The following is a 24,583-nucleotide window of genomic DNA, read 5'->3' on the forward strand; positions in this document are numbered from 1 at the left end:
TTGGTGCTGCGGATCGCGGAGGGCGGCGGCGTTCGGCCCGGCGAGCAGGGGGAGCTGTCGGACGACCCGAAGGTGACCGTGATCCATCGCCCGTTCAGCAGATCCGGTGGAGCGGCCATGGTCATGGTGCAGCAGGAAGCGTATCGCCGAGAGCTCGAATACCTGATCCAGTACGCGCACGACGACTGGCTCGGGTTCTCCGTCGTCAGCGGGTCGGTGGGCAGTCTGCTCGGACGCGGCGCCTCGTTCGAGGCGCAACTGGGGCTGCTCCTGCGGATCGTCGGCGATCTGTATGACGCCGGAGCGCGAGCGGGCGATCTGACGGAGTCGACACGCGAGCCGTTCCTGCAGTGGAGGGCGGACAAGGCCGAGGTCTTGATGCGGATCGCCGCGGAGGCTGAGCCGCATTCCCGATTGCCCGACTCCGGCGATGTCTGCTGGTTCACGGTGCCGTGAGCCGGAGAGGGGTCTCCCGCGGCACGACATTGATCTCCAGGAGTGGAAACCGGGTCCGGGTGCGCCGCACCGCGCGCTCCGCCGCCCTCGTACCCGGCCGTCGGGCCGGCGGGTGGGCCGTACACTCGGCCCATGGGTCGCACACGTTCCTCAAGGCAGTGCCTGCAGCAGGCCGCCTTCGGGATGCGCCCGGCCGCCGGGGTTGCGACCGTCGTCGACCCGGCCGGCGAGGCCCTCGCCGTAGCGCCCAAGACGCGCCGTACGGCCCTGCACGGCCACGGCTAGCGCTTCGCGCCTCCGGCTCCTCCGCTCCACATCACCACAGCAGCTTCCCGGCATGCCGCCGGCGCTGCCGCCTGGCTACGGCCGCACGCCCGGGCCCGAGCCCCCTCGAAGGGATCATTGTGAAGCTGAGCGAATTGCTGGCCGGGCAGGAGCACCACGTCCTCCAGGGTGATCCGGACACGACGCTGATCACCGCGGGAACCACCTTCGACGCCGACCGGGTGATGCCGGGCTCGCTCTTCATCGCCGTACCCGGACACCGGGAGGGCGGCCCCGCCTCCGTCTCGCCCGCCCTGGCCCGGGGCGCCGCCGCCGTACTCGTCGACGGCAGTGAGCCCGCCCTGCCGGCCGCGGTATGGCCCCCGGGCACCTGTGCCGTCCGGGTACCCGACACGCGGACGGCCGCCGCGGTGGTGACCTCCCGCTACTTCGGCGAGCCCGGGAGGCAGATGGACATGGTGGCGATCACCGGCACCAACGGGAAGACCTCCGTCTCGTACATGGTCGAGTCCGTCCTGCGGATCGCCGAGGGCGCCAGGGTGGGGGTGATCGGCACCGCCGGCAGCAGGATCGGCGATGAGCCGATCCCCATGCCGCCCTCGGTGCTGACCACGCCGGAATCTCCCGATCTGCAGTACCTGTTGGGGTACATGCGCGACCGCGGGGCCGCCGGCGTGGTGCTGGAGGCCACCTCGATGGCGCTGCTGACGCACCGGGTGGACCGTACGTTCATCGACGTCGGGGTCTTCACCAACCTCACGCAGGACCACCTGGACGACCACGGGACGATGGCGGACTACCGGGACGCCAAGCTGCGGCTCTTCCAGGGCCTGTGCCGGCGTGCGGTGGTCAACGCCGACGATCCGGTGGGCGCGTCCATCGTGTCGATGATGCCGGGTGCGGTGACCACGTACGCCCTGGACCGCCCGGCCGACTACCGGGCCACCGACCTTGAGGTGAGTGCCTCGGGCACGCGGTTCACCCTCCAGCACGCCGGACGCGCCTACCCGGCTTCGATCCCCGTCCCCGGCCGGTTCTCGGTGGCCAACGCGCTGGCCACGGTGGCGGCCTGCCACGTGCTGGGGCACGAGCTGGGCCCCCTGGTCGACGCGCTCGACCGGATGCCGCCGGTCCCGGGCCGGCTGGAACGCTTCCGGACCCCGCTGGGCACCTCCGTGATCGTGGACTATGCCCACTCGCCGGACTCCCTGGAGAAGGTCCTGACCACCATCCGGGGCTTCGCCCGCGGCCGGGTGATCACGGTCTTCGGCTGCGGCGGGGACCGCGACACCACCAAACGGGCCGAGATGGGCCAGATCGCCGGGACCCATTCCGACCTCTGTGTCCTGACCTCGGACAACCCCCGCAACGAGGACCCCGAGGCCATCCTGGACCAGGTCTCGCCCGGCCTCACGGCGACCGGCACCCCCTTCCGGCGCTACGCCGACCGCCGCCGGGCGATCGCGTTCGCCCTGTCCGCGGCGGGCCCCGACGACACGGTCCTGATCGCCGGCAAGGGCAGCGAACCGCACCAGATCGTCGGCGAGGAGCTGCTCCCCTTCAGCGACATGGCCACCGTGCGCGAACTGGCCCAGTCCTAGACCCTGCGCGCAACCAGGCTTCTGCGCTTCCGGGGCCCGCCGGGCGTGCCCCGTATCGTGAGGGCATGAGGATGTACCAGAGCACTGCTGTGCGTGTTGACGCGATGCTCGAAGACTTGCGTACGCTCGTCGAGGTCGAGTCCCCGTCGCGTGACCTCGATGCCCTGAACGCGTCGGCCCACGCCGTGGCGGCGGTCATCGAGAACCGGCTGGGTGGGCGGGCCGTCCTGGTGGCGAGTCAGGCCGGGCCGCACGTGCACTGGTCGGGCGGAGGTGATCCCCGGGTGCTGATCCTCGGTCACCATGACACGGTCTTCCCGCTCGGCACGCTGGGGCGCCGCCCCTTCCGGGTGGAGGGCGGGCACGCGACGGGCCCTGGGGTCTTCGACATGCTCGGCGGTCTGGTCCAGGCGATTCACGGCCTGGCGGCGCTGGACGACCTGTCGGGCGTGGAGGTTCTGGTGACCGCCGACGAGGAGGTCGGTTCCGGTTCCTCCCGGGCCCTGATCGAGGAGCGGGCCCGTGCCTGCGGCGCGGTGCTGGTGTTCGAGGGCGCGGCCGACGGCGGGGGCCTGAAGACGGGTCGCAAGGGGTGCGGCACGTTCGAGGTGCTCGTCAGGGGGCGGGCGGCCCATGCGGGGCTGGAGCCGGAGGCCGGGGTGAACGCGCTGGTCGAGGCGGCGTACCAGGTGCTGGACATCGCGGCGCTGAGCCGGCCGGAGATGGGGACGACGGTGACGCCGACCGTGGCGTCGGCGGGAACCTCGGACAACGTCGTTCCGGCGGAGGCGACGGTGCTGGTCGATGTCCGGGTCGAGTCGGCCCTGGAGAAGGAACGCGTCGAGTCGGCCATGGCGGCACTGGCTCCGCATCTGGACGAGGCGGAGATCGTGGTCCGGGGGGCCGTGGGCCGGCCCCCGATGCCGGAGTCGGCGTCGGCGGAGCTGTTCGAGATCGCGCGGCGACTGCTGCCGGGCATCGAGGGCAGGGCGGTGGGTGGCGGCAGCGACGGCAACTTCACGGGCGCGTTGGGGGTGCCTACGCTCGACGGCCTGGGAGCCGTCGGCGGCGGTGCTCATGCCGACCACGAGTACCTGGTGGTGGACGCGATGGCGGAGCGGGCGCATCTCGTCACCGCACTGGTGAACGCGATCCGCGACGGCGGAATCGGCCGGTGACCCGTCCCGGCACGTGCGGCTGACCGACGGGCGGGGCGCGGTCAGGCGGCGTAGGGCGCGGAGGCCTGCGATGCCGGGGACGGCCGACAGCGCGACGGCAGATCGGCCCGAGTGCGGCTCGCGGGCCCGAGGACATCCTGCGGCGGGCGGCGGCCCACGCCGCGCGCAGCGGCGCCTCCGTGTCCGCGTACGGGCGGCACAGAGCCGGAAGGCCGGCGGAGCGGGGTGCTCCGCCGGCCTTCCGGGGGGTCACCGCAGCGGCCGGCCGCCCGGGGCCCGGTTCCAGCGCATCCGGGACCAGGGGAGCGCGAGTTCGGCCCGGGCCGTGACCTGGTGCGGGGTCAGGGAGTCGACGGCGGCGGCCTCGCCGTGGCGGGCGTACACGCTGTCCACGTACCGGTGGCCGGTGTCCGCGGCGATGAACACGACCGTACGTTCCGGGGCCCGGGACCGTTCCCAGCGGGCGGCGAGGTAGCCGGCCCCGGTGGAGAGCCCGGCGAAGACCGCGTGCCGCCGCAACAGATCCACGCTGCCGGCCAGCGCGGCGTCGAAGGAGATCCAGTGGAGCGTGTCGTAGGACGCGTGGCTGACGTTCCCGAAGGGGATGGAGCTGCCGATCCCGGCGATGATGATCTCGGGGTCGGCGACGTGCTCGGCGCCGAAGGTGACGCTCCCGAAGGGCTGCACACCGACGAGTTCGACGTCGGGGGAGTCCTCCCGGAGGTAGCGGGCGAGGGCCCCGGTGGAGGCGCCCGAGCCGACCCCGCCGACCAGGGTCAGGGCGCCGCCCCCGCCCGTCGAGCGCCGGATCCGCTCGGCCACCGCCCGGTAGCCCAGGTAGTGGATGTCGTCGTGGTACTGCCGCATCCAGTGGTACCCGGGGTGCTCCGCGAGGATCTCGTGGATGCGCTCGACCCGCCGCTTCTGGTCCAGCTTCAGGTCCTCGCAGGGCTCCATCCGCTCCAGCGTCGCCCCGAGCACGGCCAGTTGGGCGCACAGCGTGTGATCGACGGTCGTCGAGCCGACGATGTGACAGCGCATCCCGTGGCGGTGGCAGGCCAGCGCGAGAGCGTACGCGTAGATCCCGCTGGAGCTGTCCAGCAGCGTGTCCCCGCGCCGTACCACCCCCGTGTCGAGCAGGTGGCGGACCGCCGCGAGGGCGGAGACCACCTTCATGCTCTCAAAGCGCAGGCAGACGAGCCGGTCGTCGAGGCGTATCAGGTCGGGCCGGCCGATGGCCTCCGCGATGTGCTGGTCCACTCGGGAACTCCTTGGTCGTCGGGACGGGCTGGACGGGCTGGACGGTCGGAGCGGGCGGGAAGGCCGGGACGGGCGGGAAGGTCGTGAAGACCCGGGTCGCGGCGATGCCGTTGCTCTCCAGGGCCCGTACGCAGCCACGGACCCGGTGGCGCAGGCCCGGGGCCGCCGGGTCGAGGAGCAGACCGGCCACCGCACCGCTGTGCGCGATCTGGACCCCCAGGGCCCCGAGCCGCCGCCCGATGCCGACGAGGGTGTCGAACTCCGGGTGGCGCAGCAGCTGTTGGCCCCGCCGCGCGCTGGCGCTCGCGACCTGGCCCAGCAGGGCGGCGTCGCCCGTGGCCACGGCCCGCCGCAACAGCGTGCGCAGCCGCTCGAAGGCGCGCACGTCGCTCTCGTCGTACGTACGGACCGGCAGGGCGAGGGTGTCCACGGGCGCACCCCCGCCCAGGGCGCAGCCCACGACCACGAGGGGCGGCAGGCAGGGACCGAGGGCCTCCAGCACCCGCCCCTCGCGCTGGGCGAAGAGCACCGGGCGGGCGTCGAGCATGAGCGGGTCGCTGGCCAGTTCGGCGCGCACCGCCAGCCGGGCGACGGTGCCGGGGGCCAGCCGCACCCCGTAGGAGTCCGCGACCGCGCGCACGACGGCGATGACATCACTGGTGGAGCTGCCCATGCCGAGGCCCACCGGGAGGTCGCCGGTGATCCGCAACTCCCCTCCGCAGGGCGGCTCCCGGCGCAGCGGCGCGCATTCCTCGACGGTGAGGGCCGCCGCGCGGGCGGCCTTCGTACGGTCGCCCGGCAGGACGGTGAGCTGCTCCGGCGGGGTACCAGGACGCCGGGTGAACTCGGCCCGGCTGCCCATCCCGGTCATCGGCAGGGTGACCAGGCCGGCGCACCGGCGCCCGGTGGCGTCGAGGAAGACGCCCTGGAGGATCTCGCCGTGGTGACAGGAGGCGTGCCCGGCGCCGCGGCGCGCGGTGGGCGCGATCACGGCCGTCCCGCCGTGCGGTAGCGGTACAGGATCGTCGGGTCGGCGCTGAACTGGGAGAAGGGGAAGGGCTCCGCGGACACGGCGGTCACCCCGGAGCCGAGGAAGGCCCGGGCGACCGCGCTGCCGCTCTGCGCGTAGACGACCAGCGGGATGCCCCGGGCGCGGCAGCGTTCCAGGACGGTGTCGAAGGAGCCGTTGCCGAGGGTCATGCCGGTGGCGACGACGGCGTCGGCACGCTCCAGCACCTCGTGCATGTCGGTGGTGACGGGATCGCCCCACTGGGTGGACCTGAGGTTGAAGTCGCACGGCAGCGGTACGCCGCCCCGCTCGCGGATCGCCGTGACCAGCGGGTTCACCACGCCGATGAGGCCGACCCGGGCGCCCGCGCCGATGTCCAGCAGCCCCGCGATGGCCGCGTCGCGGGCCCGGGCGCGTACTTCGGGGGTGCCCGCGGGGAGGGTGAGCGGCTCCGCTCCGGCGTCGCGGTGCGGACGCTGCCCGGCCAGGTACGCGTCGAGGGCGGCGATCCGCAGCGGGCGCGGAGCCTCGCGCAGCAGGACGTCGAGCGGGGCGCCCGAGGCGTCGCGGCAGATCGCCGGGTCGATCTCGCCGGCCTCGAAGGCGCAGCCGCCGAAGGAGCCGCCGAGACGGACCAGGACGTACTGGTTGAGGTAGGTGGTGTCGCCGCCGGCCAGCCGGGTGCCGTGGTGGATCCAGAACACGCTGGTCGCCACGAGTTCGCTGGGCAGCGGGCCGTGTTCACCGGCCAGTACGGCCGCGACGAGGGCATCGACGGTCGGTGCGGGGGCGGGGGCGGGGGCGGGTGCGGGTGCGGTGGTCGGGTGGCTCGTCATGACGTTCCTTGTCGCAGTACGGGAAGAGGCGCGGGTACGGGTACGGGCGTGGTGGTGCGCAGGGGGCCGCGGTAGGACACCGAGGACCGACCCAGGGCGTCGGTGGCCAGTTCGGCGTCGACTTCGAAGATCCGGGCGAGGTGCTCGGCGGTGAGGACGGCGGCGGGGCTGCCGGAGGCGATCAGGCGTCCCTGGTGCATGAGCAGCAGCCGGTCGCAGTGGCGGGCGGCCAGGGTGAGGTCGTGCAGTGCGACCAGCACCGTCTGCCCGGTGCCGGCGAGCAGTTCCATCAGCTCCCACTGGTGCTTGACGTCCAGGTGGTTGGTGGGTTCGTCGAGGAGCAGACCGTACGGTTGCTGGGCGAGCGCGCGGGCGATGTGGGCGCGCTGCCGCTCGCCGCCCGACAGGCCCTTCCAGGAGCGCCCGGCGAGCGCGGTGAGACCGACGCGGTCCAGCGCGGCGGCGACCACCGCCCGGTCGGTGGCGTCCGGCCCGCGCAGGCGGTCGCGGAAGGGGGTCCGCCCCAGTCCCACGACGTCGGCGACGCGCAGGTCGGTGTCGAATCCGGAATCCTGCTCCACGAAGGCGATGTGGCGGGCGATCCGGCGGGCGCTCCACTTCCGGATCGACCGGCCGTCGTAGCGCACCGTGCCCGCGTCGGGCGCGCGCAGCCCGGCCAGGCAGCGCAGCAGCGAGGACTTGCCGGAGCCGTTGGGGCCGAGCAGTCCGACCGTCTCGCCCGGCGCGATGTCCAGGCCCACCCCGCGGACGACGGGCGTGCCCGAGGCCGACCAGCTCAGGTCTTCGGCGGTGATCCTCACAGCTCCCCCCGCCTGCGCAGGACGAGGAGGAACAGCGGTACGCCGAGCAGCGCGGTGATCACGCCGACCGGGATCTCGCGCGGCGCGAAGGCGACCCGCGCCAGGGCGTCGGTCCACACCAGGAACACCGCGCCCGCGAGCGCCGCGTGGGGGAGCAGCACCCGGTGCAGCGGACCGGCCAGCAGGCGCACCCCATGCGGGACGATCAGCCCGACGAACCCGATGGCGCCGACGGTGGCCACGGCCACCGAGGTCAGCACGGCTGTCACCACGAGCAGCAGCATCCGGGTGCGCCTCACGCCGATCCCCAGCGAGGCGGCGGTGTCCGCGCCGAACGCGAGGCCGTCGAGGGCGTTCGCGCACAGCCAGGCGGCCGCCAGCCCCAGCGGGGTGACGAGCGCGCAGACCACGACGGCGTCCCAGCGGGCCGGGGCCATCGAGCCCAGCAGCCAGTGGGTGAGGGCGCGCGTGGTGTCGGCGTCGGCCGAGGCCATCAGGACGAGCGAGGTCAGGGCGGTGAAGAGCTGTCCGACGACCACTCCGGTGAGGACGATGCGGACCGAGTCCAGGCCCGTCCGGTGCAGCAGCGCCAGCAGCAGGCCGAAGGAGAGCAGGGCACCGACGAGGGCGCCGCCGGTGATCCCGAGGGTTGCGGCGGCCGGCCCGGACAGGGGCAGGGGCAGCACGGCCACGGCGACGGCCCCGGCCGAGGCCCCTGAGGACACGCCGAGCAGGTACGGGTCGGCCAGGGCGTTGCGGGTGACGGCCTGCAGCACGGTGCCGCAGACCGCCAGCGAGGCGCCGACCAGGGCCGCCATCAGGACCCGCGGCAGCCGCAGGTCCCAGACGAGCGAGTCCAGGAGCGGCGGCAGCGGTTCGGTGGCCAGGCCCAGCCGGGCCCCGAGCACCCGGCCGAGGTCGGTCCATCCCACGTCGGCGCTGCCGATACGGGTGCCCGCCGCCACCGAGGCGAACAGGACGAGCACCCCGGCGAGGAACAGCCCCGCCCGGGCCGGTACGCCGGACCGCCCGGCCGGCGGCGGCGCGGACGGCGCGCTCACCCGGACCTCACGGGCGGCCGGCAGCAGCAGGTCCACCACCCCCGGGTCAGCGGACATGTCCGAGGTCCTTCATCCCCGCCGCCAGCAGCCCCAGGGCGTGCACGGAGCGTACGGAGGGGTCCAGTTCGATGCCCGGCACCTCGATGATCCTGTTCTCGCGGACCGCCGCCAGCTTGGAGACCACCGGGTCCGCGGACATCGCGTCCCGCTTCTCGGCGGCGCTGTCGCCGGGCCGGCCGCGCTCGCTCAGATCGCCGATCACGATGAAGTCCGGGTCGCGCCGGGCGATTTCCTCCCAGGAGACCTCCGGCCAGTCCTCGGCCACGTCGTCGAAGGCGTTCTTCGCGCCGACGATCCGGCTCATCTCGCTGGGCAGGCCGGTCCGGCCGGCGACGTAGGGCATGCCGTTGAAGACCGAGTAGAGGTAGACGACGGTGGGCTGCTTCCCGCCCCGGGCGGTCGCCCCGGCGGCGTTCTCGCCCGCCTTGGCGACGGCGGCGCGCTGCTCCTGGACGAGCCGGCCGGCCCGTTCCTCGCCGCCGAAGACCTTGCCGAGCTGCTCGTAGTCGGAGAAGAGCAGTTCGAAGGGTGTCTTTCCGGCCTCGTTCTGCTGCGGGCAGTCCACCGCGCTGACGAAGGTGGGGACCCCCAGGGCGGCCAGCTCCTCGCGGGTGCCGGCGCGGTCCTTCGTATAGAGGTCGGTGGAGCCGGCCACCACGAAGTCGGGTGTGGCCGCGCGCAGTTGCTCGCTGGTGGCGATCTTGGGAGCGATGACCGGGACCTTGGCGTAGGCGTCCTGGTACTGCGCGGGGATCTTCGTCTTGAGGTTGGCGGTCCCGGCCATCCGGTCCTGGAGCCCCAGTTCCAGCAGGGTTTCGGTCGAGGTCTGGTCCAGGGCGACGGCGCGCTGCGGGGGCCGGTCGAAGGAGAACTGCCGCCCGCAACTGCCGAGTGCCGCCGTCCGGGCGGCGGGTTCGCCCTTGGGCGCGTGGTCGCCGGTGGTGGTCGAGCAGCCCGTGGTGGCGAGGGCCAGGGCGAGTGCGAGGGGGATGCCGATCCGGGTGCGGTGGCGCATGGGTTCTCCGGTCTGGGAAGAGCGTGGGCGTGGTCGTGCACCGGGCAGGAGTGCCGCGTTCGAAGGGTACTGTAATGGTTATCGTTTTCATTAACACCCCCGGGTCGAGGTTCGCCGAGCCGCGCCCCGCACCCTGCCGACGAACGAGGAGCACCACACCGTGTCGACCACACCCGCGCCCGCGACGCCCAAGACCGGCCCGCCGCCCGTGCGTTCCGTCCTGCGCGACACCGCCTTCCTGCGCCTGTGGGCGGGCACCACCGCCTCCGGACTCGCGACCTGGGCGCTGCCCTTCGTCCTGGGTCTCGCCGTCCTGCACCGGGAACTCGGCGCGGCCGGCCTGGGCCTGGTCCTCGCGGCCCGCACCGCCGGCTTCCTCGTCGCCGTCGCCGTCGGCGGGGTGCTGGCCGACCGTCATGCGCGCCGGGCCGTCGTGCTCTGGTCCGCCCTCGCGGCCGCGTCCGCCGCCCCGCTCCTCGCCCTCGGCCTCGGCCGGTCGCTGCTGGTGATGACCCTGGCCGCCGCCCTCGCGGGCGCGGGCCAGGGGGCCTGCCGTCCCGCCTTCCAGGCGCTCACCGCCGAGGTCGTCGCCGCCGACCGCAGGCAGCAGGCCAATGCCGCCATGACCATGGCGGTACGGACCTCCACCCTCGCGGGCCCCGCCCTGACGGCGCTGCTGGCGGCGTTCGTCGACGTGGGGACACTGCTGCTGGGGATCGGCCTGCTCTGGCTGGTCGCCGCCCTCCTGCCGGGCCGCGGCGCCCCGGCCGCCGGACCGGCGGCCCCCGCCCCGCGCGCATCACTGCGCGCCGAGTTCGTCGACGGCATACGCGAGGCCCGCCGCCACCCCTGGTTCCTCGCCGGACTCGGCGCCCTGACCGCCGTGATCGCGCTGGGCTACTCCGCCACCAGCGTCGCCCTGCCCCTCGTCAGCCGCGACCGCTACGGCACCGGGTGGGTCATGGCCGCGGCCATGACCGCCTACACCGTGGGCGCCCTCGGCGGCGCCCTGGTCACCGCCCGTCGGCGGCCCCGCTCCCAGGGCTGGAGCGCCTTCGCCGGCCTGGCCTGCTACGGCTTCGCGCCGCTGAGCCTGATGCTGCCGGTCCACCCGGCCGTGGTGATCGCGGCCTACGTCGTGGCCGGAATCGGGATCGAGCTGTTCAACGTGCCCTGGTTCACGGCCACCCAGCGCGAGGTCGCCCCGGACAAGCTCGCCCGCGTCTCCTCGCTGGACTTCCTCCTGTCCTACGGCCTCGCCCCGGTGGGCCTCGCCCTCATCGCCCCGGCCATCGACACCTTCGGCGTCACCCCGGTCCTCGCCGTGTGCGCCGCGGCCTGCTTCCTGGTACCCGCCGCGGCCGCCCTCGTGCCCACCGCCCGGCACTTCGGGCGGACTCCGGAGCCGGGGGCCAACTGAGCTCAGCGCCGGGAGCACACGAGGGCGAAGACCGCGCCCTCCGGGTCCGCGACCGTGGCCTGCCGCCCGCGCGGGCCCTCACGGGGCGGGTCGACGACGCGCCCGCCGAGCTCGACGACCCGCGCGGCCGCCAGGTCGGTGTCCTCCACCTCGAAGTACGCCATCCAGTGCGGGCCCCGGTCGTGCGGCAGCGAGCGGCCGACGCCGTGCACGGCGGCCACGGGGTGCCCCTCCAGGAGCAGGGTCAGGTAGTCGAAGTCGTCGGAGGCCGTGGCGTGCGTCTGCGCCTCGTGGCCGAAGACGTGCTCGTAGAACTTCCCGACCGTCGAGGTGTCCTGGGTGACCAGCTCGTTCCACACGGGGGTGCCGGGCCCGCGGTACGGCCGGGTGCCCATGCGGCTCTGCGCCTGCCACAGCCCGAAGATGGCGCCCAGCGGGTCGGAGCAGATCGCCACCCGCCCCGCGATCCCGGCGTCCAGCGGACCCACGGCGACCGTGCCGCCGCAGGCGCGGACCGACTCGGCGGTCGCGTCCGCGTCGTCCGTGGCGAGGTACGTCGTCCAGGCCACCGGAAGATGCCGGTCCGGCGGCATCTCGCCGATCCCGGCCACCTCGTGGCCGTCCAGCACCGCGCGGACGTACGGGCCGAGCTGCTCGGGTCCCGGCTCGTACTCCCAGCCGAACAGGTCGGCGTAGAAGTCCTCGGTGGTCCCGAGCCCGTGCACCATGAGGCTCACCCAGCACGGGGTACCGGGCGTGCGCCGGGTTGCTTCCGCTGCCTCGGTCATGTCAGCCGTCTCCTCCGTCGTGGCGCTTACCGGTGCTGATGCTTCCACTCCCGGCGACTCGGCGCGCCCCGACCGCGCCGCATCGAGGGGGCCTGGCACGGAGTTGACCGGATCGGTTCGGCCCGCCGATGACGGGCTTGTTACGCCGGTGCCGGGCGGGGAGGAAGATGGCCGGCATGACTGCGAAATCTGCGATCCTCGCCGCCGCCGAACTGAGGAACGAGCTGGCGGGCCCCCGCCCGCCGGTGCTGCTGGACGTCCGCTGGCAGCTCGGCGGCCCCGACCAGCGGCCCGCCTACGAGGCAGGACACCTGCCCGGAGCGGTGTACGTCGACCTCGACCGCGAACTGGCAGGTCCGCCCGGGCCGGGCGGCCGCCACCCGCTGCCGGACCCGGAGGTCTTCGGGGAGGCGATGCGGCGGGCGGGCGTCCCGGCGGACGGACCCGTCGTTGTGTACGACGGCGGACTGGGCTGGGCGGCGGCCCGCGCGTGGTGGTTGCTGCGCTGGACGGGTCACCCGAACGTGCGGGTCCTGGACGGCGGCTTGGCCGCCTGGACGGCCGCCGCGGGTACGGTGACGGCCGACCGGGTGACTCCTACGGAGGGCGATTTCAAGCCAACTCCGGGTGCGGTCGGGCTGCTGGACGCGGACGCGGCGGCCCTGCGCGCGCGTGCGGGGGTCCTCCTGGACGCCCGTGCGGGGGAGCGCTACCGGGGCGAGGTCGAACCGATCGACCCGGTCGGCGGCCACATCCCGGGCGCGCTGTCGGCCCCGACCACGGAGAACGTGGGCCCGGACGGGCGGTTCCTGCCGGCGGACGCCCTGCGCGCCCGGTTCGAGGCGCTCGGTGCCTCCGAGGGGACGGCCGTGGGCGTCTACTGCGGCTCTGGGGTCTCCGGAGCGCATGAGGTACTCGCCCTGGAAGTGGCCGGCATCGAGTCCGACCTCTACGCGGGCAGTTGGTCCGAATGGTCCGGCGACCCGGCCCGCCCGGTGGCCACGGGCCCGGACCCTCAGTAGGCGGACAGGACCGTAGCCGCCGCCGGGCAGGACCCGGCGGCGGTTACTCCTGCTCCTGTTCCTACTCCTGCTTCTTGCGGCGGGTGCCGAAGACGATCTCGTCCCAGCTGGGCACCGCCGCACGGCGCCCGGGGCGGACCCCGTCGGCCTCGGCCTGGCGGTCGGTGGTGCCCGTCAGGCGGTCCCGGTGGCCCGCCACCGTGCGCGGCATCAGGACATCGGCGTACGCGGCGCCCGCGCCCGCCGAGGCGGCGGGGGCCGGCGGCTCCTCCGCCTCCGGTTCGCTGTCGTCCGGGGTCTCGGTGCGGTCCGGGACCACCATGTCGCCGCGGAAGCTCGGGACGGCCTCCAGCAGGCTGGTGAGAGTGTCCCGTTCCTCCTCCGGTTCCGGTGCGGGCGCGGGCCTGCTGTCGGCCCGCTCCAGCTGCCGGTCCAGGGCGCGGTCCAGCGGCCGGTCGCGGGGCAGGCGCGCGATCCGCGGTACGAAGGGGAAGCTCGGCTCCGGCGCCGCCGGCAGGTCCTCCGACTCGCCGATCAGGGAGCGGGCCTCGTCGTCCACGGCCACGACCAGCCGGCGCGGCGGATCGTAGGTCCAGCTCGCCGAGTGCGGCTCGCCCGCGACCCGGTAGACGAGCAGGACCTCCCAGGTGCCGTCGTCGCGGCGCCAGGAGTCCCACTGGACGGATTCCTTCTCGGCCCCGCGCAGGGTCAGCCGCTCCTGCACGGCCTCGCCGAGCTGCGGACCGGCGTTCTCGCCGGGACGGCGTACGGGGGTCTTGCGGGCGCGCTCGGCCATGAACGCACGCTCGGCGAGCACCGGTCCCTCGAAGCGGCGTACGCGGTCGACGGGGATGCCGGCGAGTTGGGCGACCTCCTCCGCGGAGGCACCGGCCCGTATGCGGGCCTGGATGTCGCGGGGGCGGAGGTGGCTCTCCACCTCGATCTCGATCTGGTTCAGGCGCGCGCGATCGTTGCGGACGGCCGCGCGGAGCCGCTCGTCGATCGGAAGCGTGTACTCCGTGCTGTCCGCAGCCTTGAGCACCAGTCGTGTGCCGTCATTTGAGACGGCCACGACACGCAGTTCGGGCATGGGGACCTCCCGGGTGGTGCCTGCCGACGTCACGTGCGTCGCTGCTTCCGCTAGTCGAGTGTGGCCTGCCCGGGTGCAGCCTGCCACAACCTTGCCGAGTTAAACCGGCGTGTCGGGCATGCGCCCTTGATCGCCGTTATGGCACGGTTACCTGTTGGGCACGCACAGTGACCGAACGGTTACTGTGCGCAGCAGGCGCCCGTGCAATACCGCGGCATCACCGGTCTTTGAGTGCCGTGTTCCATCCGTCGGCCCCCTCTCCCGAGTCCGGACATCCGAAAGGAAGGACGGCCCCAGGGCTCGCCACAGTACTCCATTCGGGCCACCTGGGTGGACCGCCGCGCCGCCGAACTTTCCCCGGACGGCGGGAGTTGGCGTGCCTTCGATCGGGTCCGACCTGCACCCGTGGTCCGTTTTCGGGTGTCTTGCTTCACATAATCACCAGAAACGGAACTATCTGCTTCGCTCAGCGGTCGGTAACTCCTGGAAGAGGAGAAGCGCGAGAGGCAGGACACACCGGGGATGGCGATGGGTCAGAAGGCGACGCGGGACGTCGGGGACGAACCGGAGGAGAAGAAGCTCGACCTGAGCGCGGCCCAGGTCGCCGGTTCCTCCCTCGCCACCGTCGCCGCCGCCCTGCTCGCCTCGAAGATGGGCGTCTACGGGACCATCCTCGGAGCCGGTGTGGTCAGCGTGGTCGCCACCGCGGGCGGGCCCGTCATCCAGCACCTCTTCCGGCGCACCGGCGACCAGCTGCGCGGGAGCGCCCGGCCCAGGGCCCGTCAGGTGCCCCCGCCCCGCGCGGAGTCGGCGGGCGCGGACACCACGGCCACGGGGGCCGCCGCGGAGGAGTTCGGCGAGGCCACCGTGCACGGCACCCGGGTACGGGCTGGAAGCGCACCGCGGTCGCCTCCGGCGCGGCCTTCGTCATCGCCGTCGGCGGCCTCGGCACCTACGAGGCGATGGCCGGCACCTCCGTCAGCAGCGGCGGCGGCACGCTCTTCTCCGGCGGCACCCGCAAGGCGGGCCAGGACCGGCCCGCCCCGCCCCGGGAGGAGCCGGGCGGCGAGGAGAAGGGCGGGCGCGGCCCCGGGTCCGGGACCTCTCCGAGCCCCTCGCCGTCGTCCGGCGGCCGGAGCCCGAGCCCCGCACCCAGCCCCTCCGGCTCCGGGAGCCCCGGGGCATCGGCGGACCCGGCGCCCAGTGCCTCCCCGTCGAAGGAGGCCCCGAGCTCGTCCCCGGCCCCCACTCCGCCGGCTCCGTCCGCCCCGCCGGCCGGCCCGGACGCGTCGCCGCCGGCCGCGCGGCAGAGCGCGCCCTGACCCCGGAGCGGCTCAGTCCCCCAGGACGCGCCGCAGGTAGTCGTTGCCGAAGACCCGGTCCGGGTCGAGGCGGTCGCGCAGCGCGGTGAACTCGCCGAACCGCGGGTAGACCTCCGCGAAGTACGCCGCGTCCCGCGTGTGCACCTTGCCCCAGTGCGGACGCCCGCCGTGCGCCGTGAAGATGCGCTCGGCCGCGGTGAAGTAGGCCTGGTACGGGGTGTTCTTGTACATGTGCACCGCGATGTAAGCCGTTTCGCGCCCGGAGGCCGTCGACAGCGTGATGTCGTCCGCCGGAGCCGTCCGCACCTCCACGGGGAAACTGATCCGCAGCCCGGAACGGTCGACCATCGCCCGCAGCTCCCGCAACGCCTCGACCACCTGCTCGCGCGGGAGGGCGTACTCCATCTCCACGAAGCGCACCCGGCGCGGACTGGTGAACACCTTGTACGGGATGTCCGTGTACGTGCGCGCCGACAGGGCCCGGCTGGCCACGCGGGCGATGGAGGGGATGGTGGCCGGGACCGCGCGGCCCAGCGAGTTGACGGCCTGGAAGAGGCCGTTGGAGAGCAACTCGTCCTCGATCCAGGCGCTCACCGGTCCGGGCGGGGCGGCGGGGCCCTGGCTGCGGTTGTTCCGCTTGGTGTTGCAGTTGCCGGTGTGCGGGAACCAGTAGAACTCGAAGTGCTCGTTCTCCGCGAAGTGCTCCTCGAACTCCGCCGTCACCCGGTCGAAGCCCATCGGCTCCTCCCGCGCGGTCAGGAAGAAGACCGGCTCGACGGCGAAGGTGATCGCGGTGACGATGCCGAGCGCGCCGATGCCGAGCCGGGCCGCCGCGAAGACCTCGGGATTCTCCTTCTCGGAGCAGGCCAGCAGCCGGCCGTCGGCGGTGACCAGTTCCAGGCCGCGGATCTGGGCGGCGATGGAGGCCGAGTCGCGGCCCGTGCCGTGGGTGCCGGTGCTGGTGGCGCCGGAGACCGTCTGCTCCATGATGTCGCCCATGTTGGTGAGCGACAGGCCCTCCCGGGCCAGGGCCACGTTGAGGTCCTTGAGGACCGTGCCCGCCGCCACCGTGACGGTCCCGGCCGCTCGGTCGATCGACCGGATCCCGGCCAGGGCCTGCGGGCGGACCAGCACCCCGTCGGTCGCCGCGGCTGCGGTGAAGGAGTGGCCGGTGCCGACCGCCTTCACCCGCAGCCCTTCTTCGGCGGCCCGGCGGACCGTCTCCTGGAGCTCGCCGACCGAAGCCGGTGTCACCGTGCGGGCCGGTGTGGCGGTGATGTTGCCCGCCCAGTTATGCCACGCGGTCCGTTCCGTGCTGCGCTGCCGTGCTGTCGCCGTCCCCATCGGTTGCTGGCTCCTCCCCTTGCGCCGGCCTCTTCAGCCGGCGGTATCCCGCGAACGCAACCGCCGCCGCGGCCACTCCCGCCGAGACGGAGACGACGTACCCGGTCTGCGCACCCGCTGCGTCGACGACCCAGCCGGTCACGGAGGACCCGAGCGCGATTCCGACCGCGAGGCCGGTGCTGATCCAGGTCATGCCCTCGGTCAGCTTCGCGTGTGGCACGTGCGCCTCGATCAGGGCCATCGTGGTGATCATCGTGGGAGCGATGGCGAGGCCCGAGACGAAGAGCGCCACGGCCAGAAACGGAAGGTTCCCGGCCAGTAGGAGGGGGATCATACTCACGGCCATCGCACTGATGCCCAGGATCCAGCGAGGTTCGGCCCTGCCTTTGAAGTGCAGCAGGCCGAAGACGATGCCGGCCAGGCAGGATCCGAACGCCCAGACCGCCAGGAACACCCCGCCGAGGGACTTGTTGCCGTGCTCCGCGGCGAACGCCAGGGTGGCCACGTCCACGGAGCCGAAGATCGCGCCGGTCGCGACGAAGGTCGCCACCAGCACCTGCAGGCCGGGGGAGCGCAGCGCCGAGGACCGGTCCGTGTGCTCCTCGTGCGGATGCGGCTTCGGCTCGGTGGCGGTCAGCGCCGTCAGCCACCACACGCCCGTCAGCAGGAAGACGAGGGCGACCACCGGGCCGGCCTCGGGGAACCAGCCGGCCGAGAGCGTCGCGGCCAGCGGCGGGCCCACGATGAAGCAGAGCTCGTCGACGATGGACTCGAACGAGTAGGCCGTGTGCAGCTGCGGGGTGTCGCGGAAGAGGGCCGTCCAGCGGGCCCGGACCATCGATCCGACGCTGGGCACGCACCCGGCGACGACGGCGAAGACGAAGAGCGTCCAGCTCGGCCAGCCGTTCGCCGCCGCGACCAGCAGGCCGGTCACCGCGGCGGCCGCGGTCAGCGTGGCCGGGCGCAGCACCCGCCGCTGTCCGTGCTGGTCGACCAGCCGGGACACCTGGGGGCCCACGGCCGCCGCGGACAGGGCGATGGTGGCGGTGATGCCGCCGGCGAGGGCGTAGCTGCCGCCCAGCTCGGTGATCATCGTGAGGACACCGATGCCCACCATGGACAGCGGCATCCGGCCCAGGAGGCCGGCGGCTGTGAACCCCTTCGTGCCGGGGGTCGCGAATATCGCGCGGTAGGGACTGGGCAAGGTGGTGCCCTCCGTAAGGGACGTGGTTGGCTCAGACAGGTTACGTCTGCCGACAAGGCGCCCGCAGGGGGAGAATACCGACAGGAAGTTAGGGTGACCTTACCTGCTGTCCGAGGTGTGGGACGGGCCGGGTCCGTTGCCCGGGCACGGACGCCGGGTGGCAGGATTCGAGGCATGTCAGACCAGCTCCGTGCCCCCGACGGCGGCTCCGCCGCCCCTTACGACGCCCTCCTGCTGCTGTCCTTCGGCGGCCCGGAGGGACCCGACGACGTCGTGCCCTTCCTGGAGAACGTCACGCGCGGGCGCGGTATCCCGCGCGAGCGGCTCAAGGAGGTCGGGCAGCACTACTTCGGGTTCGGCGGGGTCAGCCCGATCAACGGGCAGAACCGCGAGCTGCTGGACGCGCTGCGCAAGGACTTCGCGGGGCACGGGCTGGACCTGCCGGTCTACTGGGGCAACCGGAACTGGGCCCCGTACCTGACCGACGTGATGCGGGAGATGGCCGCCGACGGGCGCCGCCGCATCGCGGTGCTCGCGACCAGCGCGTACGCCTCGTACTCGGGCTGCCGCCAGTACCGCGAGAACCTCGCCGACGCGCTGGCCGCGCTCGCCGAGGAGGGCGTGGAGCTGCCGCGGGTCGACAAGCTGCGCCACTACTTCAACCACCCCGGCTTCGTGGAGCCCATGATCGACGGGGTGGTGGCCTCGCTGGCCGCGCTGCCCGAGGAGGTGCGCTCCGGCGCCCACCTCGCCTTCACCACCCACTCCATCCCGATCGCCGCCGCGGACACCTCCGGCCCCGCCCCGGACCACACCGAGGACGGCGAGGGCGGGGCGTACGTCAAGCAGCACCTCGACGTCGCCCGGGTGATCGCGGACGAGGTCGCCGCCCGGACCGGGGTCGCGCACACCTGGGAGCTCGTCTACCAGTCCCGCAGCGGCGCCCCGCACATCCCGTGGCTGGAGCCGGACATCTGCGACCACCTGGAGGCCCTGCACGCGGCCGGTGCACCCGCCGTCGTCATGGTGCCCATCGGCTTCGTCTCCGACCACATGGAAGTCCTCTACGACCTGGACACCGAGGCCACCGCCAAGGCGGCCGAGCTGGGCCTGCCCGTGCGGCGGTCCGCGACCGTCGGCGCCGATCCGCGCTTCGCCGGGGCCGTACGGGAGCTGGTGCTGGAGCGGGCCGCCAAGGAGCGCGGGGAGCCGGCCGCGGAGTGCTGGGTCGGCACGCTGGGCCAGAGTCATGACCTGTGCGCGGTGGGCTGCTGCCCGGCGCGGGGCCCCCGGCCGGCGGCCGCGGGCGTGGACAGTCCGTACGCGTAGGAAGTGGGACCGTGATCTCTGACGAGCTGAAGGCCGAACTGCTGGACGTGGGCCTGGAGGCCGCCCGGCAGGCAGGGGCTCTGCTGCGCGACGGCCGCCCGGCCGATCTGGCGGTGGCGGCGACCAAGACCAGCCCGATCGACGTGGTGACCGAGATGGACATCGCGGCGGAGAAGCTGATCACCGGCATCCTCGCCGAGCGGCGGCCCGAGGACGGGCTGCTGGGCGAGGAGGGCGCGGACACCCCGGGGACGAGCGGGGTGCGCTGGGTCGTCGACCCGCTCGACGGCACCGTGAACTACCTCTACGGGCTTCCGAGCTGGGGCGTGTCCATCGCGGCCGAGTACGGCGGCGAGAGCGTGGTGGGCGTCGTGGCGGCCCCGATGCGCGGGGAGACCTACCACGCGGTGCTCGGCGGCGGGGCGTGGCTGGGTACGACGCGCCTCGCCTGCCGGCCGGCGGCGCCGCTGGACCAGGCACTGCTCGGGACCGGTTTCGCGTACGTGCAGACCCGGCGGGCCCACCAGGCCGAGGTCGCGGCGCGGATCATCCCGCTGGTGCGGGACATCCGGCGCGGCGGGTCGGCGGCGCTGGACCTGTGCGACGTGGCCGCCGGTCGGCTGGACGGGTACTACGAGCGGGGACTCAACCCCTGGGACCTGGCCGCCGGTGACCTGATCGCCCGGGAGGCCGGGGCCGTGACCGGGGGCCGTCCGGGCGAGCGTGCCTCGGGCGAGCTGACCCTGGCCGCCACACCGGCCGTGTTCGCCTCGCTGCAGCCGCTGCTGGAGGAGTCGGGAGCCTGGCACGACTGAACGCACGTGGACCCCGGGCGCCCGTTCGGGCGTCCGGGGTCCACGTCGTGCAGAGGCCGTGCAGGAGCAGGGGTCGTGCGGGAGTCGTGCAGGATCGGTGCAGGGGTCGTGCGGGAACGGCAGCCGGCCGATCGGGGGATCAGCAGGCGGGCACGGCGGCCGAGACCGGGACACCGTGTTCGGCGGCCAGGCGCTGGAGATCCTCCAGCTCCGCCAGTTCCACTTCCGCGAGGAAGTCGTCGCCCGTCTCGCGGGCGTGCCTGAGGTCCGACTGCGTTGTCCTGATGCGCTGCAGGAGACCCGCGGTGAATGCGTCCATGGTGGGTTCGCCCCCTCTTCGTGGGTCGGCGGCGGCACGTGGCTGTCCGCCGTCAGGGAGTGGATGGGGTGTGATCTCGTCCTCCCCTGCACCCTGGGCCCAGAAACCTCGTAAGGCCAGGGAATCCTCACTTCCGCCCCGTCAGCCCCTCCGCGAGCCGCCTTACAGCCGGTTTATGGCCGAAACGGGCAGGATGGGCGACGCAATACACGTGTGCCCTTCTGGGCTCGGAGGAAGGAAACGACGTGCGCGTACTCGTCGTCGAGGACGAGCAGCTGCTCGCCGATGCGGTGGCCACCGGACTACGCCGGGAGGCCATGGCCGTGGACGTCGTGTACGACGGCGCCGCCGCCCTGGAGCGGGTCGGCGTGAACGACTACGACGTGGTCGTGCTGGACCGGGACCTCCCGCTCGTGCACGGTGACGACGTGTGCCGGAAGATCGTCGAGCTCGGCATGCCCACCCGCGTGCTGATGCTGACCGCCTCCGGCGACGTCAGCGACCGGGTGGAGGGGCTGGAGCTCGGCGCGGACGACTACCTGCCCAAGCCCTTCGCCTTCACCGAGCTGACCGCCCGCGTACGGGCGCTCGGGCGGCGCACCACGGTCGCGCTGCCGCCCGTCCTGGAGCGGGCCGGCATCAAGCTGGACCCGAACCGGCGGGAGGTGTTCCGCGAGGGCAAGGAGGTCCAGCTGGCGCCCAAGGAGTTCGCGGTGCTGGAGGTGCTCATGCGCAGCGAGGGGACCGTCGTCTCCGCCGAGCAGCTGCTGGAGAAGGCCTGGGACGAGAACACCGACCCCTTCACCAACGTCGTACGGGTGACCGTGATGACCCTGCGCCGCAAGCTCGGTGAGCCGCCCGTCATCGTGACCGTGCCCGGTTCCGGATACCGGATCTGATGCGCGTGGCCACCACCCCTGCGCCACCGGCGGCGCCACCGAAACCGACATGGGACCCCGGCCAGCCCGAGGGTCCCTTCCCGTGGCTGCGGCCGACCATCCGCATACGCCTCACGCTGCTGTACGGCGGGATGTTCCTGATCGCCGGGATCCTGCTGCTGTCGATCATCTACCTGCTGGCGGCGCAGGCCCTGCGGCAGGGCAACGCCATCCCGTTCACGATCGTCCGCGGTCAGAACATCGAGGTCACCAGCACCACCTGCTCCGGTGTGAGCGGCACCAACCAGCCGTTCGAGCAGTTCACCGCGGCGATCAACCAGTGCGTCCTCGAACAGCGCCGGCACGCCCTGGACGACCTGCTGAGCCGGTCGCTGATGGCCCTGCTCGGGCTGAGCATCATCGCCTTCGCCTTCGGCTACGCGATGGCCGGACGGGTGCTCTCGCCGCTCGGCAAGATCACCCGGACCGCCCGCCGCGTCGTGGGCTCCGACCTGACCCGGCGGATCGAGCTGGACGGGCCGGACGACGAGCTCAAGGAGCTCGCCGACACCTTCGACGACATGCTCGACCGGCTGGAGCGGGCCTTCACGGCCCAGCAGCGGTTCGTCGCGAACGCCTCGCACGAGCTGCGGACCCCGCTCGCGATCAACCGGACCCTGCTGGAGGTGCACCTCTCCGATCCGGGGGCACCGATCGAGCTCCAGCAGCTCGGGAAGACCCTGCTCGCCACCAACGAGCGCAGCGAGCAGCTGGTCGAGGGCCTGCTGCTGCTGGCCCGCAGCGAGAACCAGATCGTCGAGCGCAAACCCGTGGACCTGGCCGAGGTCGCCTCGCGCGCCGTCGACCAGGTGCGCGGCGAGGCCGAGGCGAAGGGCGTGGAGATCCGGGGCGAGCGCGCCCCGGCCGTCGTCCAGGGCAACGGGGTGCTGCTGGAGCGGATCGCCCTCAACCTGGTGCAGAACGCCGTCCGGTACAACGTGCCGGAGGACGGCTGGGTGGAGGTCGTCACCGAGGCCCAGCACGATCAGGCGGTCCTCCTGGTATCGAACACGGGTCCCGTTGTTCCCGCGTACGAGGTGGACAACCTCTTCGAGCCCTTCAGGCGGCTGCGTACGGAGCGCACGGGCAGCGACAAGGGTGTCGGGCTGGGTCTGTCGATCGCGCGCTCCGTGGCGCGCGCACACGGCGGCAGGATCCAGGCGATGCCCCGGGAAGGCGGTGGCCTCGTGATGCGTGTCACTCTTCCCTTGTGAGACCCCGGCCTCGTGTTCGCTTTTGGCTGAATGCTTGCCCTGTGAAAACAACCGGTCCTGTGTGATCGATCACAGTGGCCGGTGTCGGCCCATGTGCGTTCAGTGACCCCATCACGGCCGGAACGCCCGGGAAGTCCGGGTTTCCGGCCCCTCGGATGGCGGGAAATACACGGGGTGGCGTTTGTGCATGACGACCCTCGGACCGTGTACGGTCCCGCTCGTCATCCCAGCCAATCGTCCTTCGGGCGGGCGGCTGGGTGTCGATTGAGTAACAGACCTTGATGTGAGGCAAAATCTCCGCCTCAGGTCGGGCACAAGTCCGGCCTCTCGTGCGTTACGTGCGCTGAGACACCGCTAACACCCAGAGGGGGAGAGCGAACAATGGCAACGGACTACGACACCCCGCGCAAGACCGACGATGACGTCGACAACGACAGCATCGAAGAGCTGAAGGCCCGGCGCAACGAGAAGTCGACCTCGTCCGCAGACATGGACGAATTCGACTCTGTCGAGAGCATGGAGCTTCCCGGTGCGGACCTCTCCAATGAGGAGCTGGCCGTCCGGGTCCTGCCCAAGCAGGCCGATGAGTTCACCTGCATGAGCTGCTTCCTGGTGCACCACCGCAGCCAGCTGGCACGTGAGAAGAACGGTCAGCCGATCTGTCGCGACTGCGACTGATAGGCGTCGGCCGTGGCTGGCTCCACACCCTTTCGGAAGCGCCGCTTCCGGAAATCTGGTGATCCGGCGGAGACGCAGGTGGCATCCATGGATCCGGAAACGGCTCCTGGGGCTTCCGGCGGCTCCGCCAGTGCGGCGATGGACATACCTTCCGACACCGCCCCGGCGGTGCCGTCGGAAACCGATCCCGACGAGGGGTCCCGGCTCCGCTCCGGGGCTCGTCGGATGCAAGCCGTCAAGAACGGTGTGCGCAAGGGCGGCGAAAGCGTCAGGGACGCCGCCCAGTACGTCACCGACAGGGTCATCGAGAACGCACCGCGCGTTCCGGTTCGGGACCTCGCGACGCTGCGCGCGCAGTTCCCGGGCCTCGGCCCCGAGCAGCTCGCCGAAAAGCTGGTCTCGGGTGCCTGCGCCGCCACCTCGACCGTGGGCGCGGGAATCGGCGCCGCGGCCATGCTGCCCGTGCCGCCCGCGATGCCGGCGGAACTGGCGGCCGAGATCACCGCGGTCGCGGCCATCGAGCTCAAGCTCATCGCCGAACTCCACGAGGTCTACGGCCGGCGCCCGCAGGGCGGCCGGGGGGAGCGCAGTCTCGCCTACCTGACCGCCTGGACGGAGGAGCGCGGGGTCGACCTGACCAAGCCGACCACGCTGAACGCGGCGCTCGGCGGGCAGATGAAGCGCGAACTGCGCCAGCAGATCATGAAGCGGATGTTCCGCAGTCTGCCGAACCTCATGCCGTTCATGGTGGGCGCCGCCGTCGGCGCGGTCATGAACCGGCGGGACACCCGCAAACTCGCCGAGAAGGTCCGTGGTGACCTGCGGAGGCGGGCCGTGGACTGGGAGGCCCTGAGCGCGCTGCCGCCCCTGGAACGGCCCGTACAGCCCCTTCCCGAGGCCACCAGGATCGCACTGGAGGCCGCGGATCCCTCCGCACACGGCTGAGGTCCTCCGCCGGGGCGGCCCGCCCCGGCCGGGCCACCGGTCCCACGGGCCGGTCAGGCCGCCTGGGTACGGGCGGCGAGCAGGGCCGCCACCAGGGCCTGCGGCCGGCGGGTGGAGACGTAGACGTACGGGGTCGGGTCGGCCGGATCGGTGACCTCGACGCGGACCGCGGTCGGCACGTAGCTGCGCATCAGCATGAAGGCGCGGGTGTCCGCCTTGTACGTGCGCCAGGCGCGCGACTCCTCGGCGTCCAGGATCTCGGGCTCGCCCAGGGCCGTCACGGGGATCCGCGCGTCACCGGCCGCCAATGCACCGCCCACCACGCGCACGCGCGCGGAGCCGTACGAACTCACCACCAGCCCGGACAGCGCGGTGCCCCCGACCAGACCGGCCAGCAGCGGCATCGTGCCCAGCGGCAGCAGCATCAGCGCGCACGCGAGGCCGACCAGGACGGCGATGCCCCACCAGGAGCGGGGAGCGGTCAGACGTTCGTCGTGGTGCGCGGTGGAGAGCTGCATACGGACAAGCCTGCCACGAGGCGACCGGTGGGTAGCCGCGCGGGTAAGGTCTGCG

25 protein-coding genes are annotated in these 24,583 nt (G+C 73.0%); 12 read left to right on the forward strand and 13 right to left on the reverse strand.

The genetic code is table 11. The features are described from left to right. From ACFY0D_RS14295 to ACFY0D_RS14310, 4 genes are all read left to right on the forward strand, one after another. Positions 1–456 carry a hypothetical protein gene (locus ACFY0D_RS14295; protein WP_390798618.1) on the forward strand — a complete coding sequence of 152 codons (456 nt, stop codon included), beginning with the start codon at positions 1–3 and terminating at the stop codon, positions 454–456. Positions 457–588: 132 nt separating this feature from the next. Continuing rightward, positions 589–741, forward strand: coding sequence for a hypothetical protein (locus ACFY0D_RS14300; RefSeq protein ID WP_390798619.1), 153 nt, complete (start codon positions 589–591; stop codon positions 739–741). 119 nt (positions 742–860) lie between these two features. Beyond that, complete coding sequence (locus ACFY0D_RS14305) at positions 861–2,342, forward strand: UDP-N-acetylmuramoyl-L-alanyl-D-glutamate--2,6-diaminopimelate ligase (protein WP_390798620.1); 1,482 nt, start codon at positions 861–863, stop codon at positions 2,340–2,342. A gap of 65 nt (positions 2,343–2,407) precedes the next feature. Further along, positions 2,408–3,520, forward strand: coding sequence for a M20 family metallopeptidase (locus ACFY0D_RS14310; RefSeq protein WP_390798621.1), 1,113 nt, complete (start codon positions 2,408–2,410; stop codon positions 3,518–3,520). Positions 3,521–3,769: 249 nt separating this feature from the next. Here ACFY0D_RS14310 and ACFY0D_RS14315 read toward each other — a convergent pair whose 3' ends face one another. The 6 genes from ACFY0D_RS14315 to ACFY0D_RS14340 are packed head-to-tail and all read right to left on the reverse strand — an operon-like array spanning position 3,770 to position 9,582. Beyond that, positions 3,770–4,780, reverse strand: coding sequence for a pyridoxal-phosphate dependent enzyme (locus tag ACFY0D_RS14315; protein WP_390798622.1), 1,011 nt, complete (start codon positions 4,778–4,780; stop codon positions 3,770–3,772). Next, positions 4,701–5,771 (reverse strand): GHMP kinase, encoded by a 1,071-nt coding sequence (locus ACFY0D_RS14320; protein WP_390798623.1) that lies wholly within the window; start codon positions 5,769–5,771, stop codon positions 4,701–4,703. The genes ACFY0D_RS14315 and ACFY0D_RS14320 overlap by 80 nt, the downstream gene beginning before the upstream one ends. Next, positions 5,768–6,625 carry a Rossmann-like domain-containing protein gene (locus ACFY0D_RS14325; protein ID WP_390798624.1) on the reverse strand — a complete coding sequence of 286 codons (858 nt, stop codon included), beginning with the start codon at positions 6,623–6,625 and terminating at the stop codon, positions 5,768–5,770. Before ACFY0D_RS14325 ends, ACFY0D_RS14320 begins: the two co-directional genes overlap by 4 nt. After that, positions 6,622–7,446, reverse strand: a complete 825-nt coding sequence (locus ACFY0D_RS14330) for an ABC transporter ATP-binding protein (RefSeq protein WP_390798625.1) — start codon at positions 7,444–7,446, stop codon at positions 6,622–6,624. The genes ACFY0D_RS14325 and ACFY0D_RS14330 overlap by 4 nt, the downstream gene beginning before the upstream one ends. Beyond that, positions 7,443–8,564 carry a FecCD family ABC transporter permease gene (locus tag ACFY0D_RS14335; RefSeq protein ID WP_390798626.1) on the reverse strand — a complete coding sequence of 374 codons (1,122 nt, stop codon included), beginning with the start codon at positions 8,562–8,564 and terminating at the stop codon, positions 7,443–7,445. Before ACFY0D_RS14335 ends, ACFY0D_RS14330 begins: the two co-directional genes overlap by 4 nt. Then, complete coding sequence (locus ACFY0D_RS14340) at positions 8,554–9,582, reverse strand: ABC transporter substrate-binding protein (RefSeq protein ID WP_390798627.1); 1,029 nt, start codon at positions 9,580–9,582, stop codon at positions 8,554–8,556. Before ACFY0D_RS14340 ends, ACFY0D_RS14335 begins: the two co-directional genes overlap by 11 nt. Positions 9,583–9,742: 160 nt before the next feature. Here ACFY0D_RS14340 and ACFY0D_RS14345 point away from each other — a divergent pair, with 160 nt between their 5' ends. After that, positions 9,743–11,002 carry an MFS transporter gene (locus ACFY0D_RS14345; RefSeq protein WP_390798628.1) on the forward strand — a complete coding sequence of 420 codons (1,260 nt, stop codon included), beginning with the start codon at positions 9,743–9,745 and terminating at the stop codon, positions 11,000–11,002. Positions 11,003–11,004: 2 nt separating this feature from the next. Here the strand turns inward: ACFY0D_RS14345 and ACFY0D_RS14350 are convergent, their stop codons facing one another. Next, positions 11,005–11,790, reverse strand: coding sequence for a VOC family protein (locus ACFY0D_RS14350; RefSeq protein WP_390798629.1), 786 nt, complete (start codon positions 11,788–11,790; stop codon positions 11,005–11,007). 176 nt (positions 11,791–11,966) lie between these two features. Between ACFY0D_RS14350 and ACFY0D_RS14355 the strand changes: the two genes are divergently transcribed. Beyond that, a complete protein-coding gene (locus ACFY0D_RS14355) occupies positions 11,967–12,812 on the forward strand; it encodes a sulfurtransferase (RefSeq protein WP_390798630.1) in 846 nt (281 codons plus the stop codon). A 61-nt stretch (positions 12,813–12,873) separates the two neighbouring features. Here ACFY0D_RS14355 and sepH read toward each other — a convergent pair whose 3' ends face one another. From sepH to ACFY0D_RS14375, 4 genes are all read right to left on the reverse strand, one after another. Further along, positions 12,874–13,902: a septation protein SepH gene (gene sepH / locus ACFY0D_RS14360; RefSeq protein WP_390798631.1), complete on the reverse strand. Its 1,029-nt coding sequence runs from the start codon at positions 13,900–13,902 to the stop codon at positions 12,874–12,876. Between the two features lie 952 nt (positions 13,903–14,854). Next, entirely contained in the window at positions 14,855–15,151 is a 297-nt protein-coding gene (locus ACFY0D_RS14365; protein WP_390798632.1) for a hypothetical protein, read from the reverse strand. Positions 15,152–15,236: 85 nt separating this feature from the next. Continuing rightward, on the reverse strand, positions 15,237–16,568 hold the full coding sequence (locus tag ACFY0D_RS14370; RefSeq protein WP_390798633.1) for a D-arabinono-1,4-lactone oxidase: 1,332 nt from the start codon (positions 16,566–16,568) through the stop codon (positions 15,237–15,239). Beyond that, the gene (locus ACFY0D_RS14375) at positions 16,516–17,772 is read right to left on the reverse strand and encodes an MFS transporter (protein ID WP_390798634.1); all 1,257 of its coding nucleotides are present in this window, start codon (positions 17,770–17,772) and stop codon (positions 16,516–16,518) included. The genes ACFY0D_RS14370 and ACFY0D_RS14375 overlap by 53 nt, the downstream gene beginning before the upstream one ends. Before the next feature lie 174 nt (positions 17,773–17,946). On the opposite strand from ACFY0D_RS14375, the gene ACFY0D_RS14380 reads away from it, so the two are divergent. Further along, the gene (locus ACFY0D_RS14380) at positions 17,947–19,101 is read left to right on the forward strand and encodes a ferrochelatase (protein WP_390798635.1); all 1,155 of its coding nucleotides are present in this window, start codon (positions 17,947–17,949) and stop codon (positions 19,099–19,101) included. A gap of 11 nt (positions 19,102–19,112) precedes the next feature. Then, positions 19,113–19,916, forward strand: a complete 804-nt coding sequence (locus ACFY0D_RS14385; protein ID WP_390798636.1) for an inositol monophosphatase family protein — start codon at positions 19,113–19,115, stop codon at positions 19,914–19,916. A gap of 139 nt (positions 19,917–20,055) precedes the next feature. Here the strand turns inward: ACFY0D_RS14385 and ACFY0D_RS14390 are convergent, their stop codons facing one another. Further along, positions 20,056–20,235, reverse strand: a complete 180-nt coding sequence (locus tag ACFY0D_RS14390) for a hypothetical protein (protein WP_030008766.1) — start codon at positions 20,233–20,235, stop codon at positions 20,056–20,058. 245 nt (positions 20,236–20,480) lie between these two features. On the opposite strand from ACFY0D_RS14390, the gene ACFY0D_RS14395 reads away from it, so the two are divergent. From ACFY0D_RS14395 to ACFY0D_RS14410, 4 genes are all read left to right on the forward strand, one after another. Further along, positions 20,481–21,134, forward strand: a complete 654-nt coding sequence (locus tag ACFY0D_RS14395) for a response regulator transcription factor (RefSeq protein ID WP_030008767.1) — start codon at positions 20,481–20,483, stop codon at positions 21,132–21,134. Positions 21,135–21,139: 5 nt separating this feature from the next. Continuing rightward, positions 21,140–22,387 carry a HAMP domain-containing sensor histidine kinase gene (locus tag ACFY0D_RS14400; RefSeq protein WP_314248759.1) on the forward strand — a complete coding sequence of 416 codons (1,248 nt, stop codon included), beginning with the start codon at positions 21,140–21,142 and terminating at the stop codon, positions 22,385–22,387. A 381-nt stretch (positions 22,388–22,768) separates the two neighbouring features. After that, complete coding sequence (locus ACFY0D_RS14405; RefSeq protein WP_030008769.1) at positions 22,769–23,065, forward strand: DUF4193 domain-containing protein; 297 nt, start codon at positions 22,769–22,771, stop codon at positions 23,063–23,065. A 12-nt stretch (positions 23,066–23,077) separates the two neighbouring features. Continuing rightward, on the forward strand, positions 23,078–24,010 hold the full coding sequence (locus ACFY0D_RS14410; RefSeq protein WP_390798637.1) for a hypothetical protein: 933 nt from the start codon (positions 23,078–23,080) through the stop codon (positions 24,008–24,010). A gap of 53 nt (positions 24,011–24,063) precedes the next feature. On the opposite strand, the gene ACFY0D_RS14415 is transcribed toward ACFY0D_RS14410, so the two are convergent. After that, positions 24,064–24,528: a DUF3093 domain-containing protein gene (locus ACFY0D_RS14415; RefSeq protein ID WP_301365789.1), complete on the reverse strand. Its 465-nt coding sequence runs from the start codon at positions 24,526–24,528 to the stop codon at positions 24,064–24,066. Positions 24,529–24,583 lie beyond the last annotated feature (55 nt).

The sequence above is a fragment of the Streptomyces sp. NPDC001502 genome (assembly GCF_042894785.1).
In the GTDB taxonomy this organism is placed as follows: domain Bacteria; phylum Actinomycetota; class Actinomycetes; order Streptomycetales; family Streptomycetaceae; genus Streptomyces; species Streptomyces kutzneri.

What these genes read in the sequence shown, in the direction of transcription:
- ACFY0D_RS14355 (WP_390798630.1), top strand. Translation starts at nt 11,967, where the DNA reads ATGACTGCGAAATCTGCGATCCTCGCCGCCGCCGAACTGAGGAACGAG.
- ACFY0D_RS14380 (WP_390798635.1), top strand. Translation starts at nt 17,947, where the DNA reads ATGTCAGACCAGCTCCGTGCCCCCGACGGCGGCTCCGCCGCCCCTTAC.
- ACFY0D_RS14390 (WP_030008766.1), bottom strand. Translation starts at nt 20,235, where the DNA reads ATGGACGCATTCACCGCGGGTCTCCTGCAGCGCATCAGGACAACGCAG.
- sepH (WP_390798631.1), bottom strand. Translation starts at nt 13,902, where the DNA reads ATGCCCGAACTGCGTGTCGTGGCCGTCTCAAATGACGGCACACGACTG.
- ACFY0D_RS14335 (WP_390798626.1), bottom strand. Translation starts at nt 8,564, where the DNA reads ATGTCCGCTGACCCGGGGGTGGTGGACCTGCTGCTGCCGGCCGCCCGT.
- ACFY0D_RS14415 (WP_301365789.1), bottom strand. Translation starts at nt 24,528, where the DNA reads ATGCAGCTCTCCACCGCGCACCACGACGAACGTCTGACCGCTCCCCGC.
- ACFY0D_RS14310 (WP_390798621.1), top strand. Translation starts at nt 2,408, where the DNA reads ATGAGGATGTACCAGAGCACTGCTGTGCGTGTTGACGCGATGCTCGAA.
- ACFY0D_RS14325 (WP_390798624.1), bottom strand. Translation starts at nt 6,625, where the DNA reads ATGACGAGCCACCCGACCACCGCACCCGCACCCGCCCCCGCCCCCGCC.
- ACFY0D_RS14370 (WP_390798633.1), bottom strand. Translation starts at nt 16,568, where the DNA reads ATGGGGACGGCGACAGCACGGCAGCGCAGCACGGAACGGACCGCGTGG.
- ACFY0D_RS14405 (WP_030008769.1), top strand. Translation starts at nt 22,769, where the DNA reads ATGGCAACGGACTACGACACCCCGCGCAAGACCGACGATGACGTCGAC.
- ACFY0D_RS14350 (WP_390798629.1), bottom strand. Translation starts at nt 11,790, where the DNA reads ATGACCGAGGCAGCGGAAGCAACCCGGCGCACGCCCGGTACCCCGTGC.
- ACFY0D_RS14300 (WP_390798619.1), top strand. Translation starts at nt 589, where the DNA reads ATGGGTCGCACACGTTCCTCAAGGCAGTGCCTGCAGCAGGCCGCCTTC.
- ACFY0D_RS14340 (WP_390798627.1), bottom strand. Translation starts at nt 9,582, where the DNA reads ATGCGCCACCGCACCCGGATCGGCATCCCCCTCGCACTCGCCCTGGCC.